18 protein-coding genes and 3 pseudogenes are annotated in these 16,708 nt (G+C 67.0%); 3 read left to right on the top strand and 18 right to left on the bottom strand.

Annotation, left to right across the window (positions count from 1 at the left end; translation table 11 throughout):
- Positions 1-119 precede the first annotated feature (119 nt).
- The 6 genes from AB0H62_RS50060 to AB0H62_RS50035 all read right to left on the bottom strand — a co-directional run bounded on the left by AB0H62_RS50060 (position 120) and on the right by AB0H62_RS50035 (position 5,153).
- A complete protein-coding gene (locus AB0H62_RS50060; RefSeq protein WP_220242451.1) occupies positions 120-893 on the bottom strand; it encodes an SDR family oxidoreductase in 774 nt (257 codons plus the stop codon).
- Positions 894-1,369: 476 nt separating this feature from the next.
- Positions 1,370-1,996, bottom strand: a complete 627-nt coding sequence (locus AB0H62_RS50055; RefSeq protein ID WP_266118107.1) for a TetR/AcrR family transcriptional regulator — start codon at positions 1,994-1,996, stop codon at positions 1,370-1,372.
- Positions 1,997-2,249: 253 nt separating this feature from the next.
- Complete coding sequence (locus AB0H62_RS50050) at positions 2,250-3,149, bottom strand: hypothetical protein (protein WP_360592893.1); 900 nt, start codon at positions 3,147-3,149, stop codon at positions 2,250-2,252.
- Positions 3,150-3,247: 98 nt separating this feature from the next.
- A complete protein-coding gene (locus AB0H62_RS50045) occupies positions 3,248-3,883 on the bottom strand; it encodes a GMC oxidoreductase (RefSeq protein WP_360592894.1) in 636 nt (211 codons plus the stop codon).
- A gap of 26 nt (positions 3,884-3,909) precedes the next feature.
- On the bottom strand, positions 3,910-4,422 hold the full coding sequence (locus AB0H62_RS50040; protein WP_360592892.1) for a GMC family oxidoreductase N-terminal domain-containing protein: 513 nt from the start codon (positions 4,420-4,422) through the stop codon (positions 3,910-3,912).
- Entirely contained in the window at positions 4,419-5,153 is a 735-nt protein-coding gene (locus tag AB0H62_RS50035) for a hypothetical protein (RefSeq protein ID WP_255638873.1), read from the bottom strand. The genes AB0H62_RS50040 and AB0H62_RS50035 overlap by 4 nt, the downstream gene beginning before the upstream one ends.
- 259 nt (positions 5,154-5,412) lie before the next feature.
- Between AB0H62_RS50035 and AB0H62_RS50030 the strand changes: the two genes are divergently transcribed.
- Positions 5,413-6,159: an SDR family oxidoreductase gene (locus AB0H62_RS50030; RefSeq protein ID WP_360592891.1), complete on the top strand. Its 747-nt coding sequence runs from the start codon at positions 5,413-5,415 to the stop codon at positions 6,157-6,159.
- Positions 6,160-6,223: 64 nt separating this feature from the next.
- On the opposite strand, the gene AB0H62_RS50025 is transcribed toward AB0H62_RS50030, so the two are convergent.
- From AB0H62_RS50025 to AB0H62_RS50000, 6 genes are all read right to left on the bottom strand, one after another.
- Positions 6,224-7,594 (bottom strand): NAD(P)/FAD-dependent oxidoreductase, encoded by a 1,371-nt coding sequence (locus AB0H62_RS50025; protein WP_360592890.1) that lies wholly within the window; start codon positions 7,592-7,594, stop codon positions 6,224-6,226.
- A 132-nt stretch (positions 7,595-7,726) separates the two neighbouring features.
- The gene (locus AB0H62_RS50020; protein WP_360592889.1) at positions 7,727-9,085 is read right to left on the bottom strand and encodes an FAD-dependent oxidoreductase; all 1,359 of its coding nucleotides are present in this window, start codon (positions 9,083-9,085) and stop codon (positions 7,727-7,729) included.
- Between the two features lie 161 nt (positions 9,086-9,246).
- A complete protein-coding gene (locus AB0H62_RS50015) occupies positions 9,247-9,936 on the bottom strand; it encodes a hypothetical protein (RefSeq protein WP_360592888.1) in 690 nt (229 codons plus the stop codon).
- A 271-nt stretch (positions 9,937-10,207) separates the two neighbouring features.
- Entirely contained in the window at positions 10,208-10,369 is a 162-nt protein-coding gene (locus tag AB0H62_RS50010) for a hypothetical protein (protein WP_360592887.1), read from the bottom strand.
- Positions 10,370-10,429: 60 nt separating this feature from the next.
- Entirely contained in the window at positions 10,430-10,852 is a 423-nt protein-coding gene (locus tag AB0H62_RS50005) for an MmcQ/YjbR family DNA-binding protein (protein ID WP_255638221.1), read from the bottom strand.
- A 214-nt stretch (positions 10,853-11,066) separates the two neighbouring features.
- Complete coding sequence (locus tag AB0H62_RS50000; protein WP_220242461.1) at positions 11,067-11,684, bottom strand: TetR family transcriptional regulator C-terminal domain-containing protein; 618 nt, start codon at positions 11,682-11,684, stop codon at positions 11,067-11,069.
- A 225-nt stretch (positions 11,685-11,909) separates the two neighbouring features.
- On the opposite strand from AB0H62_RS50000, the gene AB0H62_RS49995 reads away from it, so the two are divergent.
- Complete coding sequence (locus AB0H62_RS49995; protein WP_360592886.1) at positions 11,910-12,854, top strand: NADP-dependent oxidoreductase; 945 nt, start codon at positions 11,910-11,912, stop codon at positions 12,852-12,854.
- 319 nt (positions 12,855-13,173) lie between these two features.
- Here AB0H62_RS49995 and AB0H62_RS49990 read toward each other — a convergent pair.
- Positions 13,174-13,518 (bottom strand): annotated as a pseudogene (locus tag AB0H62_RS49990) (oxidoreductase); the annotation flags it as partial.
- Between AB0H62_RS49990 and AB0H62_RS49985 the strand changes: the two are divergent.
- Positions 13,510-13,596, top strand: a pseudogene (locus AB0H62_RS49985) (hypothetical protein); the annotation flags it as partial. The pseudogenes AB0H62_RS49990 and AB0H62_RS49985 overlap by 9 nt on opposite strands.
- Here AB0H62_RS49985 and AB0H62_RS49980 read toward each other — a convergent pair.
- The 5 genes and pseudogenes from AB0H62_RS49980 to AB0H62_RS49960 form a co-directional block, all read right to left on the bottom strand.
- Positions 13,576-13,872 (bottom strand): annotated as a pseudogene (locus tag AB0H62_RS49980) (FAD-binding oxidoreductase); the annotation flags it as partial. The pseudogenes AB0H62_RS49985 and AB0H62_RS49980 sit on opposite strands and share 21 nt — an antisense overlap.
- Positions 13,872-14,480, bottom strand: a complete 609-nt coding sequence (locus AB0H62_RS49975; protein WP_360592885.1) for a sulfite oxidase-like oxidoreductase — start codon at positions 14,478-14,480, stop codon at positions 13,872-13,874. The pseudogene AB0H62_RS49980 and the gene AB0H62_RS49975, both read right to left, overlap by 1 nt.
- A gap of 46 nt (positions 14,481-14,526) precedes the next feature.
- Positions 14,527-14,961: a DUF5709 domain-containing protein gene (locus AB0H62_RS49970; RefSeq protein WP_220242465.1), complete on the bottom strand. Its 435-nt coding sequence runs from the start codon at positions 14,959-14,961 to the stop codon at positions 14,527-14,529.
- A gap of 134 nt (positions 14,962-15,095) precedes the next feature.
- On the bottom strand, positions 15,096-15,743 hold the full coding sequence (locus AB0H62_RS49965) for a sigma-70 family RNA polymerase sigma factor (protein ID WP_220242466.1): 648 nt from the start codon (positions 15,741-15,743) through the stop codon (positions 15,096-15,098).
- Positions 15,744-16,154: 411 nt separating this feature from the next.
- Positions 16,155-16,568 carry a hypothetical protein gene (locus AB0H62_RS49960; protein WP_220242467.1) on the bottom strand — a complete coding sequence of 138 codons (414 nt, stop codon included), beginning with the start codon at positions 16,566-16,568 and terminating at the stop codon, positions 16,155-16,157.
- Positions 16,569-16,708: the final 140 nt, after the last annotated feature.

The following is a 16,708-nucleotide window of genomic DNA, read 5'->3' as shown; positions in this document are numbered from 1 at the left end:
ACAACGACCGCGCCAAACCCTTCACCTGGACCGCCACCGACGACGACATCATCACCAAAATCAACCGTAAAATTACTTCAGACACGCGACACTAGTGCCGAATTTTCTGCTTCCGCGGTTCAGTTGCGCCCGGCCATGACACCGCCGTCGACGTCGACGATCGCGCCGGTCATCCAGCTCGCTTTTTCCGAGAGCAGAAATGACGCCATGTTCGCGACGTCTTCCACGGTTCCGACCCGGCCCAGCGGATGCATGCTCGCGAAACTGTTCACGGGGTCCTCGAGGTGCGCCTCGGGAACCAGCCGGTAGTACGGCGGGGTCCGCACCGCTGCGGGTGAGACCGCGTTGACCCGAATGGCATGCGGTGCCAGCTCGATCGCGAGTGCCTTCGTCAGAGAGTGCAGGCCGCCCTTCTGCACGGAGAAACCGGTGTGCGGCGTTGCCGCGATCCCCTGGTGCGCCCACATCGCGCCGATGTTGACGATCGACCCTCCGTTGCCCGCGGAGAGCATGCCGGCGACGACGGTTTGGGTGATGAAAAACATCGCACGGTTCAGTTCGTTGAATGAGTCGTAGAATTCTTCGTCGTACTCGGTGAAGGGTTTGGGGACGAAGATTCCGGCCCCGTTGACCAGCAAGCTGGCGTCGGCATGTTCATCGGCGATCCGCTTTCGCACTTCGGGAATCCGGGCGCGGTCGGTCAGCTCCGCGGCGATGCCCCATGCCTTACCGTGCTGCGACAGCGCTTCCACCGCCGCTTGCAGCTTCTCCGGATTCCGACCGGTGATCACGGCGCTGCCGCCGCCGGCGATCACCTGTTCGGCCGTGGCGTAACCTATTCCACTACTACCGCCGACAACAACAATCTTGCGGCCTTCGAAGTCGTCGCTCACGAAATTTCTCCTTCATTGTCAAGACGCAGCATTGCGTTTACAGAGAGTCCGAAGCCGACGGTTCGGATGAACCGGAACAAGACCGGCCGACGACTGGGCGGCAGACCTGCACCAAGCGAAATCGAAGGCAACCGTCCACTCGAGACGGAGAAGGTTTCAACGCGGACGGTCATCTCACCGTGCCGGGTACCGCCTGCCCGGAGGTCGACCGACGCCAAAGATGCCCGCACACTGGCGTCGCAGCCATCAATCGTGGTGACGCCGGCACCGAGCCAGGCGGCAAGCACAGCTTCGCAGCTGCGGGCCGGCAGAGGCTGTTGATCACAGTGTGGACTATACAGTCCGCTCTGGCGCGTGTCATCGAGGTTGTTTTTTTCTCACCGGTTCGGATGGCCGGCAGGTCGGCACGCACGTCGAGCGGACGACGTCAACTACCCACAGATCGTTCGCTTCCGCGGTATCCCGTTACCGGCGACTCACACTTCGAGAGTACGGATGTAGTCGATGGCCATGTCGAGCGCGATGCGCATGGACTTGATGTCCCCCTCGGTCTGCGCGAGCAAGTACCCGCCTTCGAGGGCGCCCATCAAGCCGATGGCGAGCCGTTCGGGATCGGCGTCACAGCGCAGTTTGCCCGCGTCGCGCATCCGCCGCAGACCATCCGCGATCAGGCCGCGCCAGGTTTCGAAGTGGCCGGCCAGAGCAGATCGAGCCCGCTGGTTCTGATCGGAAAGCTCACACGCCAGCGAGCCGAGTTGGCATCCATAAGCCCTGTTGCGCACAGTGTTCCGCTGGATGATCGCATCACGCCACCGCTCGAGCCCACTGACCGAGTCCAGCCGGCGCAGCTGTTCCCCCTGCGCGGTCAGCAGGTCTTCGGCCTGATGTTCGATCACATCCTGGACCAGCGCGTCCTTGTCGGCATAGTGACGGTAGAGCTGTGACTTGCTGGTACTGCTCGCCGCACGAACATCGTCGAGCGTGGTGGCCGCCACCCCCTTGACCGTCATCACGTCCACGGCAGCGCGGACGATCCGAGCCCGGGTCGCCTCACCCCGCGCCGTCAGCCGGACAGGCTTCATTGTGCTCTCCGGTTCCACCACCGCGACAGATTATCGCACCTGCCTGTGCCTGCGTGCCCCGCGATGCAATTCGGCCATCCGCGCCGAAGTCAATCCACTTCGTCACGCCACAACCGTTAACCGCCGGAAAACGGACGTGGCGGAGATGTCCTGCATCCGCGACCGACTTACGACATCAGAGTCCGGTCGAGAAGCGCCGCCTGACTGACTCGTCGAGTGAAGACATCGCCGCATTGTCATTTCCACGAGATCGGTCTGACCCGCCGCATCGGAGTCAATCCCCGCTGTCGACGTCGTCGGAACGTGCCTTGCGGAGCTGGTTGACCGCCTGGCTCCTGGCCGCATCCGGAATCAGCCGGTCGTCGGCCTCGTGGGCGCGGTAGGCGTAGAGCCACGCCCGCGCTCCGTACACCTTCAGCCCGATGCCACCGCCTTCGTCGCCCGGTCTCCCGGACTCCTCCCGAAGCTGCGGGTCGAGGTGGTACCGAGACCTACTCAGCACGTCGGCCGCGTCGTCGAGCTCGGTGTCTTCCATCTCGGCCCACTCACCTCGGACCAACCCCGGCACTGCCACGACGGCATCAGCGAAATTGATCAGGCCCGCCGGCGACGCCTCGACACCCCGCGGTCCCTGGTGGTATCGGCTGCACGCGGCATCGATCGACCGCACGGCCGCCACGGATTCGGCAGACCATTCGAGGTCGTCGGTGCCGGGCACTCGGAACAGGTTGTCAACCAACTGCTGCGCAAGCGGCACGAGCGAAGCCACGAACGCGTCGCCTTGTTCGCGAGTCAGGTACACCCACGCGGGCGTCGACGGACGCCCCGCAGCGGGGAAATCCACGCGTGTCCAGGTGTCGATGAAGAACATCAGTAACTCCGGAATCGGCCGGGTGGCCGCATTCATGGAGTTGATCGGACTCTCGCCGGGGTACTGCGACTTCCAGACCGCGCGATCCTCATCTCCGAGAACGGGCACGTACACCCGCCAGTCAGCACAGAAAAACGACATCTCACCGGTGCGGACATTGAGCAGGACACGCTGGTAATGCCCCACCCATGAGTCAGCCTGGGTGGGCAGCGGAGGCAAATCCACATCTTCGGGAACCGGGATGTGCACAATCTCGACCGCATCGGCGTTGCGGGGCACGGTGAGTGCAGGGGTGACGCGCATAGTGGGCTTCCTCCTCCCCGCAGCGGCTCGGGCAATGAGCTTGTCGTGGAACCGAAATGGTGCCAATCTGCTTGTCATCGCTCAGGCAAGACGTCAATTTACTTGACATCCACTGCGTGGTGGAGACAATTCCCGACCGCGAGCAGTGCGCCGTGTCGACTGCCGGCGTCGTGGCGCTCCCTGTGCACGACCGACCGCGGCGAGAGCGTCAGGACACCGAACCGGCCACCCCGCAGCCGCGGACGAGGTCGGCGGCTTTTTCGCCGATCATGATCGTGGCCGCGTTGGTGTTGACACACGATGCGGGGCATGACCGATGCGTCGGCGACCCGCAGGCCGCGCACACCGCGCAGACGCAGATCGAGGTCGACGACCGCGTCGGGGCCGGTGCCCATCGCGCAGGTGTCGACCGGGTGGAAGTACGTGCCGGTGGCACGGGTGACGAACTCGCGCACTCTCTGCTGGTCGCGGGCATCCGGGCCAGGGTGCAGTTCCTTCCCGCGCCACGCGTCGAACGGGTGCGCGGCGGCGATCTCGCGAGCCACGGCGACAGCGTCGACAAGGCGCAGCACGTCGTGCTCGGCCCCCAGGTAGTTCGGGTCGATCAGTGGCTGTGCGCTCGGATCGGGCCCCGCGACGCGGACGGCGCCGCGGGCCTGCGGGACGGTCGCCAGTCCGAAGGTGAAGCTGTTCGGCGGAGCCGGCAGGGCCGGTGGGCCGAAGGGGACGTACATGAACATCAGCTGCATGTCGGGCCCGGTCAGGCTCGGGTCGCTGCGCCACACCATCGAGGTCTCGGCGTGGTTGGTGTTGCCGGGCGGAATCGGCTGTGCGGCCTCGTAGACGACGTTGCACAGCGGGTGGTCGTGGAGGTTGCGGCCGACGCCGGGCAGGCCATGCGCCGGAAATACGGCAGGACCGAGTCGTAGTCCCAGCCCGTGCAGCCCATCCTCGCCCACTCGTCGAAGTCGTCGCGGTGACCTCGCAGGTGCACCATCGCGTTGATGCTGTGCGACCCGCCGAGGGTGTGACCACGCGGCCAGTCGTGTGCGGCCCCGCCGGTGCCGGCCTGCGGGACGGTGCGGTAGCCGTAGTCGACTTCGGTGCCCCGGAGAGAGGGCCACGCGGGTGGGTCGGAGATTTCCGCCTTGGAATCGGGGCTCCCGGACTCGAGCAGCAGCACGCGACTGTCAGTGTCCTCCGACAGACGTGCGGCCACCACACACCCGGCTGTGCCCCCGCCGACGACCACATAGTCGTAGCGAGCACTCATGAGCCGGCCTCGACCGAGCGGCCGGCGGCCGGTTTCGAGCGTGCTCGAACGAAGATGCTGTCCATGCCGGCTCCTTCATCTGTACGGTGCAGCTCCCACACGTAGCCCCACAGGTACGACGTCGCATACGACCGATACGGCCGCCATGGCTCACTGCGCTGCTCCGCGGCCTTCGGCGTGATCCGCCTGTCCAGTCGATCGAATGTCGTGATCGCCGAGCGCACAGCGAGGTCGCCGGCCGGGAAGATGTCCGGTCGACGCAGGTACCGCATCATGAACATCTTCGCTGTCGAAGGACCGATACCCGCCACGGCCACGAGCTTGGTTTGAATTTCGGCATCCGACATCGCCGCGAGCTTGTCCGGGTCCAGCAGGCCGTCATCGGCGTGTTCTGCAACCTCGCGGATTGCCCTGGCTTTCGGGTGGGACAAGCCCGCTCCGCGCAGAGTCCGTTCGTCGGCCGTGACGACCCGCTCCGTGGTGATGGAGCCGCCCAGCTGCATGACAAGCCGGTTGTAGATCGCCAAGGCGGTTGCCCTGCTGAGCTGCCGCGAGGCGATCGCGAACGACAACCATTCGAGCGGGCCGTGGACCTCGACCGGAAGGTGTGACTCGTAGGCATCGATCGGTCCTGTCGACCGCACCCAGAGGGCGAGCGAGTCGCCGCGCGAGCCCAAGTACTCGTACGCGGCGCGCTGTTCCTTGGTTGCGCGCTTCCCCGTGCGAGTCATGGTCACGTCACCAGGGTCCCAAATATGGCCCACATAGTCCAGGAACAGGTCACGCGATCCAGACGTTCGCCCGAGCCTGTAGTGGTGGCAGGCCAAGTACGCAGCCGCAGGTCGACCGCACGAGTGGACTATATGGTTCTCTTCGGTGCATGATGGATAGGCGGGTAGCCGTCCTCTGGCACCTCGCGACACCGGCTGGGCTCGGCGCCATGTCGTCGAGCTGTCGTGTCAAGAGACCAACTACTGTGGAGTGATCACCATGTCGGCACGTGCAGCCCTGATCACCGGCGGCACCAGCGGGATCGGGAAGGCGACCGCGCAGGTACTGCACAGCCGTGGCTATCGCGTCGCGGTCACCGGACAACGTCCGGAAAGCGTCGCCCGGGCGCGCGAGGAGCTCCCCGAAGACGTTCTGGTCTTGCAAGCCGACGCGCGCTCGCTCGCTGACACCGACAAGGTGGTGTCCGAAGTCGGCGAACGATTCGGGAGTCTGACCACGCTGTACCTGAACGCCGGCGTCAGCCGGCCCGTGACTCTGGATGTCTGCGACGAAGCGGCCTTCGACGAGGTGTTCGCCGTCAACACCAAAGGGCAGTTCTTCACCCTGGTCAAGGCGCTGCCGCTGCTGACCGACGGCGCTTCTGTCATTGTCACGGTGGGAATCGGAGCGACGCGAAGCCTGACCGGCAACAGCATCGCGGCCGGGTCGCACGGCGCGTTGCTGGCCATGATCCCGACGCTGGCCTTGGAGCTCGCCCCGCGCCGCATCCGGGTCAACGCCGTGAGCCCGGGATTCACCGACACCCCCATGACGCGGACCGCTCTCGGCACGGGATCTGACGACGTCCCCGCGACGATGGCGGAGATGGCGGAGAAGAACCCGTTCGGTCGCCTGGGCACGCCTGAGGACATCGCCGGGACCGTCGCGTTCCTGGCTTCGGACGAGGCCGCCTACGTCACAGGGCAGGAGATCGTGGTGTCCGGCGGCGCCGGGTTGGCCATCTGACCGAGCGCACGAGAAGACGAACCTTCAACGGTCGGCAGGATTCCGCATCCTGCCGGCCGTCTCATCACTGCAGCTGACTGACGAGTTTGTCGGCGGCGAGGGTGAGGGCTTCCGTGTAGCTGGGGAACTGGACGATGCCGTCGGCGAGATCGTCGATGGTGAGGTGGTGCCGAATGGCGAGGGCGGCGGTGTTGATCCACTCGCCGGCGAGCGGAGCGACGGCCCAGGCACCGACGAGTGTGCGCTGCCGGCGGTCCGCGATCAGTGTGAAGGTGCCGTAGGGGTCCGTCTCGTAGGTGTAGGGGCGCGCGATCTCGTCGGCCAGCTGCAGGGTGGAGGCCACGATGTCGATCCCCTGGCAGCGGGCTGACGCGGGGGTGAGGCCCACGGCGGCGATCTCGGGCTGGGTGAACACCACGCGGGGGACGGCGGTGTAGTCGGCGACGCGCGGGCGGCCCAAGATGTTGTCGGCCACCACGCGGCCCTGGTAAGTGGCCACGTGGGTGAACAGCGCGACTCCTGTCACGTCTCCGACGGCCCACAGCCCGTCCCCGGCCCGGCAGTTTTCGTCTACTTCGATGTGCCCCCGTGACCCGGGCCGCACGCCGACGGCCTCCAGGTTCAGGGAGGCGGTGTGGGGAGTGCGACCGGTGGCGTTGACGAGGACATCCGTGCCCACAGTGGTGCCGTCATCCAGCTCGACGACGATCTCTTCGCCACGCCGGCCGGAAACGCGCCGGACGGTGTGCGCTCGGACGCCGGTCCGCACGTCGATTCCATCCGCAGTCAACAGCTCGGCGATCAAGTCGCCCAGTGCCGGATCTTCGCGGTCCAGCAAGCGCGAGCCGCGCTGCACGATGGTGACCTGGCTGCCCATGCGAGTCAGGAAATGGCCGAGTTCGATGCCGGTGGCGCCGTCGCCGAGGAAGGTCACCCGTTCCGGGATCCGGGTGAGGGTGGTCGTCTGGCGGTTGGTCCACACCGGCACATCGGCCAGACCGGCGATCGACAGGTGGCTCGGAGCCGCGCCGGTGGCGATGACGACGTGGTCGGCGGTCAGCGTGCGGCCCTGGACCTCGACCTTGCCGGGCCCGACCAGGCGCGCGGTCGCCTTGATCACGGTGGCGCCGAGCTTGCGCAAACCGTCGACCTGGCCGGAGTCGTCGAGGTGGCGGACCATGAAGTCTCGGTAGTCACGCAACGTCGTCCACTCCAGACCCGGCCGCGTGAGCCCGGCGGTGCGCTCGGCTTCGGCGCGAGCTTCGGTGGAACGCAGCAGGGTCTTGGACGGGATGCAGGCCCAGTAGGCACATTCCCCGCCGATCAGCTCCTTTTCGATGACCGCGATCCGTTTCCCGCCGGCCAGGAGCCGGTAAGCGGCGGCTTCACCGCCGGTGCCCATGCCGATCACGATCGCGTCGAAGTGTTCACTCATCAAGACCACCATCCGATGGGTCTGTCCTGTCATTCCGGTCGCGGTCGAGGTCGGCTCCCCCGTCGCACGGACCAGGCCCGAAAAGACTCGCGCTGCGGCGAACGCGCGATCCTCCGAGGAAAGGGAAACCGCTCAACGCGGCGGGGTTCGGTCCTGAGAAGTCGGGTTCAGCAGCGCCGCGGGTTCACCGCCGTCGAGGAAAGCGTCGCGAGGGTGCTGCACCGACGCCAGCGAGAGGATGTCCCGGCCGAACAACCCGGCGGTCAGCCAGATCACGAGCACTCGGACCTTGCGTTCCCAGCTGGGCACGGCCAGCACGTGATAGCCACGATGCATCAGCCAGGCGAGTGGCCCCTTGATCACGAATCGCCGATACTGGAAGATCCCGTGACCGATGCCGAGCTCCGCGATGGAGCCGAGGCTGTGGTGACGGTAGTTCTTCGGCTTTCCGCCGCGCATGGTCGCGACGATGTTGCGGGCGAGCAGCTTTCCCTGGCGCACGGCGTGCTGGGCGTTGGGCACCGTGCGGGTGCCGGGGATCGGCGAGGTGAGGTCTTCGATCGCGGCGTCGTCGCCGGCGGCCCATGCGTCGGGTACTGGTTCGGCGTCGGTGCCGACCCGCAGGTCCGGCCGGGCGACGACGAATCCACGCTCGTCCACCGGGAGGTCGGTGTGCTTTTCCACAACCGGATTCGCCGCGTTGCCTGCCGTCCACACGATGAGCTCCGAATCGAACTCCTCGCCGGTGGAGAGCACCACGTGCCCACCGGTCATCGACCTGATCTGCGTGTCCACGTGCACCTGCGCACCACGTCGTCGCAGGAAACGCACGACCCACCGTCCTGGCGAGTCGGTGACCTCGGGCAAGATCCGGCCCGACGCTTCGACGAGGTGGAACCGAAGCTCGTCGCGATGCAGTTCGGGATAGCGCTTCAGCAGCGCGGTCGCCAGCGACAGCAGCTCGGCGAAGCCCTCGACGCCGGAGAACCCACCCCCGACGAAAGTGGCGGTGAGCAGCTTCTGCCGGTGCGGCCCCGGCGGCAGCACGGCCGCGCGGTCGAACGACGTCAGCAGCCGGTCGCGGATCGCGACCGCTTCCTCCACGTGCTTGAGGCCGATGGCCTGTTCGGCGATGCCCGGCACCGGGAACTTGCGGGTGACCGCGCCGGCGGTGACCACGACGACGTCGTAACCCTGTTCGAACGGGTCCCCGCCGGCGCGCCGGATCGTCACCGAACGGCGTTTGTGGTCGATCGCGTCGACCATCCCGGTGATGATCCGCGTGCGGTGGAGGTGGCGGCGCAGCGACACCGCGGCGTGCCGCGCCTCGATCGACCCGGCCACCACCTCGGGCAAGAACGGCTGATAGGTCATGTACGGCCGCGGGTCGACCACCGTCACTTCGGCCTCGTCCCGGCGCAGCTTCTTTTCGAGTTTCCACGCGGCGTAGAAGCCCGCGTATCCGCCGCCGACGATCAAGATCTTGCGCATGAGGCCTCTGTTTCTCAAGTTCGCGGCCGAAGATGCCCTAGTCGAACTCGCTGCCCGACACCGAATCGAGCCATCGCACCCAGGCCGGGCATCGTGCGCACACCGCTCTGTCCGGGCTCAGTCGTGTTGCCCGATCCTCTGCGCCGTGCCGGCGACGGTTCTTACCCCGGATCTTGGATCCTCCAGCCGTCCTGTGGCGGCACCGCCTGCGACACCTCCCACAGCAGGGCCGCGGCATAGGTGCGGAACGGCGCCCACTGCCTGCCGAACCCTTCGTCGGCGCTGCCACACGCCCAGATCCGCCGGACAACCCGGGCGAGCACCGGGTCGTCGACCGGCAGCACGTCCGGCCGGTGCAGGCGGCGGATCAGGAACAGGTCCGTGACATCACGGGGAATCCCGTACCGCGCAAGGATCTGCCGGACTTGGCAGTCGTTGCGCCCGACGAGGAGGTCCAGGTCGATGTCGCCGGCCAGCTGTGCCTGCGAAAGCCGCACCAGCCGGTCGGCGTCCGCCCGCGGCACACCCAGTGCGGTCAGCCGGTCGGCACCGAGGTCGGCGACCATCGCCGGAGACGGGTGGCCGCACGACGCACGGCAGATCTGCGCGTACACCGTGGAAGTCGAAGGCGCGCGGAACTGCCTCGCACCGAAGTAGCGAACCAGCGCCGGGAAATGGCCGCCGAGACCGGCTTCCTCCCGGTGGCTGAACGGCTCCGGCCGGCCGAACCGGTGAACAAGGCAGCGCAAGACCGGGTCGCGCCCCACCAGGTGGTCGTAAGCGAGTTCCGACTCCGTGACAGCGGCACCGACCAAGACAGGAATATCCCGCGCGTGCAAACCGACCTTCATCGGACGCCTCCTGCTCACAGTTCAGTCCGTAGCCGGCGGACGTGGCCTTGTCCCACGCCTCGGCATGCCGAGCTCTGCGTTCCAGTCAGCCGCACGAGCGCCCAGAACGGACTTGTACCGTCCCCGGGTCGCGCGGAACCCGTAAGTCACGCGGGGCGCGAAGGAGTCAGCCAGGTCCACATAGGACTTCAGCACGTCGGCATCGACACCGCGCGCCCGGATCCGCGCACGCCGGATCCGGCGCCTCGCTGATCAACCCGTCATCGCCGGGCTAGCTCCGAACGGTGTCCAGAAGCTCCAGCCACGCCCGGATGAACATCTCGAACCCGTCGTCCTCGGCAGCGCGGTGCGCGGCGCCGGTGGCGGGCTCCTCCCCCGTGTCGCCGCAGCCGCCGATCGCGACCGTTTCCCGGCCGGTGAACCTGTCGGTCATAGCTCTCCGTCGCATGCCGAGAGTCGTTGCTCGTTGATCCCAGGAATTGACGGCAGCAGCTCAGGCGCGGCGGCCGTAGATCTGGGGATCCACGGGCCGCTCGGGCTTCGGAAGCCCGCCGACCACGAGACGGTAGGAATCGATCACGAGCTCCTTCACCAGCTTCGCGCCGATGGTGCCCCCGCCTTCCACCGTAATCCAGTGCTTCTTGTTCATGTGGTAGCCGAGGGTGATGTCCGCGTGCTGCTCACGCAGTGCGGTGGCGTTGTCCGGATCCGCTTTCACGACCACAACCGGGTGTCCCGGCAGATCGGTCATGAGCATGAAGACCTTGCCGCGCACCTTGTAGAGGTCCCAATCGGGGCCGGAACGGTGCTCTAGGTCGGCGCCGGGCAGTGCCACACCGCAGTCGCCCGCGATCTTCTGCAGCTTGTCGCCGTCCAAGGTGACCATCTCCTCTGTCGATTCGGCTTCGATCGCCACGTACTCAGCTACCGCGACAGCGGAGGTTCTTACTGCGGAGGCCATCAACCGGGCAGCACCGCGAACTGGATCGGCCCGAGTCGGAGGTGGGCGGATGCGCTCACCTCCGACTCGGGCGCCGGGGTGGTGTCCGAGTCACTCCATCACGACGGTGACTGTGACTCAGGGCTACGGGCAGGACAGTGCTGCGCGACCTCTCGGGCTGTATCGTCCTTCACGTCGCGTGGAAGCGAACCTGGCCGAGGGCCATGTCGAGCGAGGCGCGCAATTGATCGGTGTCCTGGGTGGTGTGCGCCAGCAGATAACCTCCTTGCAGGGCAGCGATGACGCCGACGGCAAGGACTTCCGGCGCCACATCGGAATCGAGCTCGCCGGCGGCCTGGATGCGCGACAAGGCCGAGGCGAGCAACCCCTGCCACCGGGAAAACGCTGTGGCGAGAGCGAGCCGGCCACGATCGTGGCGGTGAGCGAGGTGGTAGATGAGCGAGCCGAGAGGGCAACCGCCTTGCGCCGCGCACGAATCGAGCAGTCGCGACTGCCACTGTTCGAGGTCCGTGAGGCGTTCGACTGCGTTCAGGCTGGGACGCTGCGCCCGCAAGACGACCTCGAGCTGGGCCTCGACGATCGCCTCCACGATCCCGCCGGAGTCGGGAAACAGCTGGTTGAGCTCAGCCTGAGTCACGCGAGCGGCAGCATGAACACGCGCCGCGGTGAGCGAGCCGACGCCTTCGCGCAGCAGGAGCGTGGTCGCCGCTGCCACGACGCGCGCACGGGGTCCCGGCTCAGAAGTGTCGCGACTCGGGCAGGGCCTGTCATACCAGTCGGCCGTCATGGTGGCAACAGTAGCCGCACTCGTTCCGGCGGGGGACTTCCCCCTGAGCAATCAGGGTCTATATGGTCCACTTCTTATCCGCTGAGGGCAAGACAGTAGATTCGAACTCAACCTCGGCGGCGCGGCCCGGACCACCCTGCCGAGTCCGGCCGAGTTCCCCATGATGGACCGTGAAGTCCACAGAGCGTGGACGTGATCACCGCACACAGAGAGAAGAGGTTCCGGATGAAGGCGATTGTGGTGACGGACAAGGCCGCGGGAAGGGCCGGGATGACGCTGGTGGACCGGCCCGACCCCGACGCGGCGATGCTCGCCGACCTCGCCGGGGCGAACTACGGCGATGTCGTCGTCGAGGTTCACGCCTCGGGCTTCACCTGGGATGAGCTGTCGTGGCCCTCGACCTGGGTCGATCGCCGTGGCCGGGACCGGACGCCGTCGATCCCCGGACACGAGGTGGCCGGCGTGGTCACCGCCCTGAGCTACGGCACCGCGGGATTGTCGGTCGGTCAACGGGTGTTCGGTCTCACGGACTGGACCCGCGACGGCACGCTGGCGGAGTACGCGGTCGTTGAAGCGCGCAATCTCGCGGCGCTGCCGGGCGACGTCGACTTCACGACCGGCGCGGGCCTCGTCATGGCGGGCCTCACCGCGTGGCAGGGGTTGTTCGTGCACGGCCGGCTCGAGGCGGGACAGCGGATCCTCGTCCACGGCGCAGCCGGAGCGGTCGGGTCGATGGCAACGCAACTCGCGCGCGAGGCCGGTGCTTACGTTGTGGGTACCGGGCGCCAGGCCGACCGTGAGGCGGCGCGGGATTTCGGTGCGAACGAGTTCGTCGACTTGGAGAACGACGCGCTGGAAGAGGTCGGGAGTGTCGACCTGGTGTTCGATGTCTTCGGTGGTGACATCGGGTCGCGGTCCGCGGGGCTGGTTCGGGCCGGCGGGACACTGGTGACGATCGCCGGCCCTCCGGAGACCCGGCCCGCCGACGGCCTCGCGATCGACTTCATCGTCGAGCCGTCCCGTACTCAGCTGGGTGAAATCGTGCAGCGCGTGCGAGACGGCCGGGTGCGCACCAACATCGGCACCGTGGCGAGCCTCGACGACGCCGTGGCCGCGTTCAACCCGACCCAGCGGAAAAAGGGCAAGACGATCATCCGCGTTCGCCCGTAACAAGCGCCGACGAAACCGGTTCCGACTCCCCTCCCGGCACCGTCAGCGACGCGACCTCGACGGTATGGCCCCACCAGCGTTCCGCAGGACGTCCCGGCGACGGCTCGTGGTGAGACTCGCGGATCCGCCGAGCCTCACCACGAGCCCTGGCGTGCCCCGCTGCCCGCGAGCGAACCACTGAGTGCGGCCTTCAGCTTCCTTCTCGAATCAGCATTTCGGTGTAGTCACGCACTCCGGTAGATATCGGTGCACAGCCGCGCCTCGTCAGTGATCGCTACGCCACGGCCCTTGGCACCGCGACGTGTCGGCAACGCCCGGCTCAGCTGGTCGGACCCCACCTGCTGACGCGGATTCGCTGCACGTCGACTCCGACCTCGAGAAGCAGGTTGGTGGCTCCGTCGCAAAAGCCCGCCGAGCCGCACACATAGACCTCGCGGTCGGACTCGACGAGAGGGCGAACGTCCTCGGCCGTGAGGCGCCCCACGGGACGGGAGCTGCCCGCGGGCGCTTCGCGGGTGTAGACGACCGTGGTCTCCGGACCGGAGATCTCGTCCGGGTAGTACAGATCGGCGGGCGATCGAACGGACACGACGAGCCGCATCAGGTCGGGGCGGTTCGCGCGTCGCGCGAGCCGCAACATGGACATGAGCGGGACCACACCCGAGCCCCCGGCGAGGCCCAGGATCGGCGTGGCACCGTCCCACGAGAAGAACCTGCCCACCGGACCGCGGACCTCCAGGACGTCCCCGACTTCGACGACGTTGTGCAGAAACCCCGATACCTCACCGTCGGGCAGCATCTCGACCGTGATCTCGATGTCGTCCCCACCCGGGGAGCTCGCCACGGAGTAATCGCGCTGGGCGTGGTAGCCGTCCGGCGCGGTCAGCCGGACGACGTAGAACTGGCCGGGCCGGTGTGTCCGCGGTTCGGTGAGCCGCAACCGGAAGGTCTTCGCGTGGGAAGCCTCCGGACCGATGGCGGCCACGACGGCGGTCTGCCAGGACGAAGGGGAGGCCATCAGTCCCCCTGGTAACGCTGCTCGAGCCACGGGTCACCGTGGTCGTGGTAGCCGTTTCGTTCCCAGAAGCCCTGCTCGTCCTCGGCCATGAACTTCAGTCCCGACACCCATTTGGCGCTCTTCCAGAAGTACAGGTGCGGCACGAGGAGCCGTGCCGGGCCACCGTGGATGTCGTCCAGTGGCGCGCCGTTGACGTCCCACACCACCCAGGCTCGGCCGTCGACGACGTCCTCGATCGGCAGATTGGTGGTGTACCCGGTGTGCGAGCGCGCCATCACGTACGCCGCGTCGTCGCGCACCCCGGTGATCTCGAGCAGGGTGTCGATGGAGACCCCGTCGAAGGTCATCCCGAACTTGGACCACGTCGTGACGCAGTGGATGGCGCCAACGTAGCGGTCCGGTTCGAGTGCGTGGATCTCGTCCCAGGTCCAGCTGGTCGGTGTGTCGACGAGGCCGTCGACCGTGAAAGTCCAGTTCGCGGTGTCGATCGACGGAGTCGCCTCCGCGTGCAGCACCGGCCACTCGTCACCCGTGTCGTATTGACCGGGTGGCAGCCGCGGGTCTCGGCTGGACCGTTGACGCCCGACGAAGCCTCTCGTCGCTACCATGTCTGTCCACCTTTCTGATGCGTTCAGTGCCGGAGAGCTCCAGCACTCATTCCGGGACGATGTGAATGGCCGCTTCTTCGGCGGACGCCGCGGCGCCGTCCACACCCACGTCGGAGGCGAAGAGGTAGGGATACACCTCGTCGGCGTCCGGGTCTTCGACCAGCCGGCCCGCGCGCGCCTCTCCGACCTGGTCGTCGTACAGCTCCCCGTCCGTGTCGGACGCGTCCCCGAGCCCGTCACCCTCATCCGCGACGGGAAAGACGTCCGGCACTTCACGCCGGAGCCGCTTGCCGAGCTCCTCGTGGCCCGCGGCCTCCCGTGCCGTGAGCCCCCAGTCGAAGACCGCGGAGGGCCGTTCCGGCGGCGTGTACCCCTCGTCCAGGACATCGGACACACCACGATCCACGAGGCTGTCCTCGGGATCCAGAACACCGTCATCCAGGTCGACACCACCGTCGTACTCGTCAGTGTCGTCGCTCATCGAGTTCTCCCATCCGATCGGTCGCGCTGGTCGCGCTACCCGTACTGAAGTGGACCATATAGTCCATATTGGCGAAATGGCCGACTAACCCGTGTGGGTTATCCGACAGCGTGTGGCCGCGTCGAGCACGGCGGTCAGGAGATGAAGTCGTTGTCCACCAGGTAGGCGCGAATGTTGCGCCGGGCGTCGAACATCGCCTTGTAGATGGCGTTGCGGTTGGTTTCCAGTTTCGCGGCGAGGGCGTCCATCGGGATGTTGTCGATGGCCACGGCGACGAAGACGCGGCGTTGGCGTTCGGTCAGTGCGTTCTCGATGGCATGGGCAAGGGCGGCCCGGAGTTCGATGGCCTGCACCTGGTGGGGCGGCTCGTCACCGACGGCGGCCCGAGCGCGCTCGGCCTCGTCGTGGTCGAGAGACACCCGGTGGTCCCGCCAGAAGTGCCGGCCGACTTTCGTCGAGACCTCGAGGATGACGAATTTGAAGGCCCAGGTCTTGAACTGCGCGTCGCCGCGGAACTCACCGATCTTGCGGGTGATCCGCATGAGGGCGTCGGCCGCGGCCTGGTGGGCCAGGTCTTCGAGTTCGGGGCCGGTGAGCCGGAGGACCGGCGACCTGCGCGCGGTCTCCCTCCTGGCGATCTTGATGAGCATCGCGTGCAAGCGGCGACAGGCGTCTTCGAATGCCGGGCTGCCAGGACTCAATTCTTGGACCCAGACGGCGGACGCGGGGTCGAAGCTCCGTCCATCGACCAGGACTCGCTCGTCGACCTCCGAGGTGGTCACGTGAACCGGGGTTTCAGTCCGGTGTCAGCGGGGTATGTCGTCTGCACACGGGATACAGCCGGCGTCATGCCGCCCCACCCCCTCTCTCATGACCGTCATCAGCATCTGGAATCCCCTGCCACGCCGTCACCGCTACTTGTCCGACAGCACCGAAACCGACTCGCACACCACGCACGGAGAGTCGGCAAACCGAGCCATGGCCTCGGTGTTCGAACGGCTTGGCGCGATGCCGTCAAGCCGGGCCGACGCCATGAGCGTTCGGGCAGCTCGTGTTTCGAGGCGCAGCAAGGGCCGCTCCACCTACTCGCGAGCTGTCGGGACTGTCGCTACCTTCATAGCAAAACAGGACCATTAAGTCCAGAAGGTCTCCGACCCCGTGCCGAATGTCCATTGAGAACTGCGCGTTGGGCCTCACGCCGTTCGAAGCGACGACTGGCTGTCGGTGTCCCAGCGACGCGGGACACCGCGGACACGGCGCCGTCGGGCCTCGCGCTTCGTGAGGATGCCGGCGGCGGCGAGCGCGCGGACCACCGACGAACGGCCGGCGTTGAGCCGGAACCGGTACCGGGATTCCGGGGTTCGAGCCGTGTCGAGATGTTCCCGAAGGAGTTGCGTCGCCGCCGTGCCGAGCCCGGTGCAGTCGGTCAGGTCGACGGTGACGATCCCGCGACACAACGCGGTCACGACGTCGAGCTCCGCGCAGAGCACCTCGACGGCCGATCGTTCGATCACGCCGCCGCTGACGAAGAGGGTTATCGAGCCGTCGGAGACCACGGTCCTCAGAAGCTCCTTCGGATGATGAACCGCGATCGCGCTCCCCGTCATCAGTGAAGGCTTCTCCACTACCGTTCCCTCCGGAACGCTGTGCTGGCTTGCGAACACGAGGCCCCTCCCCTGTGGGTGATCACCTGTTGGCGGCGACCCCCGATCTCCCCTTACCGCGGCCCGGGGATCACGTCCGGTCG

Source organism: Amycolatopsis sp. NPDC050768 (assembly GCF_040654155.1).
GTDB lineage: Bacteria > Actinomycetota > Actinomycetes > Mycobacteriales > Pseudonocardiaceae > Amycolatopsis.
This window is presented reverse-complemented; position numbering and strand designations above follow the sequence as displayed.

Bases quoted from the DNA above. Each gene is read 5' to 3' on its own strand.
- AB0H62_RS50000 (WP_220242461.1), bottom strand. From the start codon at position 11,684: ATGACGGCCGACTGGTATGACAGGCCCTGCCCGAGTCGCGACACTTCT.
- AB0H62_RS50040 (WP_360592892.1), bottom strand. From the start codon at position 4,422: ATGAGTGCTCGCTACGACTATGTGGTCGTCGGCGGGGGCACAGCCGGG.
- AB0H62_RS50015 (WP_360592888.1), bottom strand. From the start codon at position 9,936: ATGAAGGTCGGTTTGCACGCGCGGGATATTCCTGTCTTGGTCGGTGCC.
- AB0H62_RS50020 (WP_360592889.1), bottom strand. From the start codon at position 9,085: ATGCGCAAGATCTTGATCGTCGGCGGCGGATACGCGGGCTTCTACGCC.
- AB0H62_RS49995 (WP_360592886.1), top strand. From the start codon at position 11,910: ATGAAGGCGATTGTGGTGACGGACAAGGCCGCGGGAAGGGCCGGGATG.
- AB0H62_RS50010 (WP_360592887.1), bottom strand. From the start codon at position 10,369: ATGACCGACAGGTTCACCGGCCGGGAAACGGTCGCGATCGGCGGCTGC.
- AB0H62_RS50025 (WP_360592890.1), bottom strand. From the start codon at position 7,594: ATGAGTGAACACTTCGACGCGATCGTGATCGGCATGGGCACCGGCGGT.
- AB0H62_RS50050 (WP_360592893.1), bottom strand. From the start codon at position 3,149: ATGCGCGTCACCCCTGCACTCACCGTGCCCCGCAACGCCGATGCGGTC.
- AB0H62_RS50030 (WP_360592891.1), top strand. From the start codon at position 5,413: ATGTCGGCACGTGCAGCCCTGATCACCGGCGGCACCAGCGGGATCGGG.
- AB0H62_RS49960 (WP_220242467.1), bottom strand. From the start codon at position 16,568: ATGACGGGGAGCGCGATCGCGGTTCATCATCCGAAGGAGCTTCTGAGG.
- AB0H62_RS50045 (WP_360592894.1), bottom strand. From the start codon at position 3,883: ATGTACGTCCCCTTCGGCCCACCGGCCCTGCCGGCTCCGCCGAACAGC.
- AB0H62_RS49970 (WP_220242465.1), bottom strand. From the start codon at position 14,961: ATGAGCGACGACACTGACGAGTACGACGGTGGTGTCGACCTGGATGAC.
- AB0H62_RS50035 (WP_255638873.1), bottom strand. From the start codon at position 5,153: ATGACTCGCACGGGGAAGCGCGCAACCAAGGAACAGCGCGCCGCGTAC.
- AB0H62_RS49975 (WP_360592885.1), bottom strand. From the start codon at position 14,480: ATGGTAGCGACGAGAGGCTTCGTCGGGCGTCAACGGTCCAGCCGAGAC.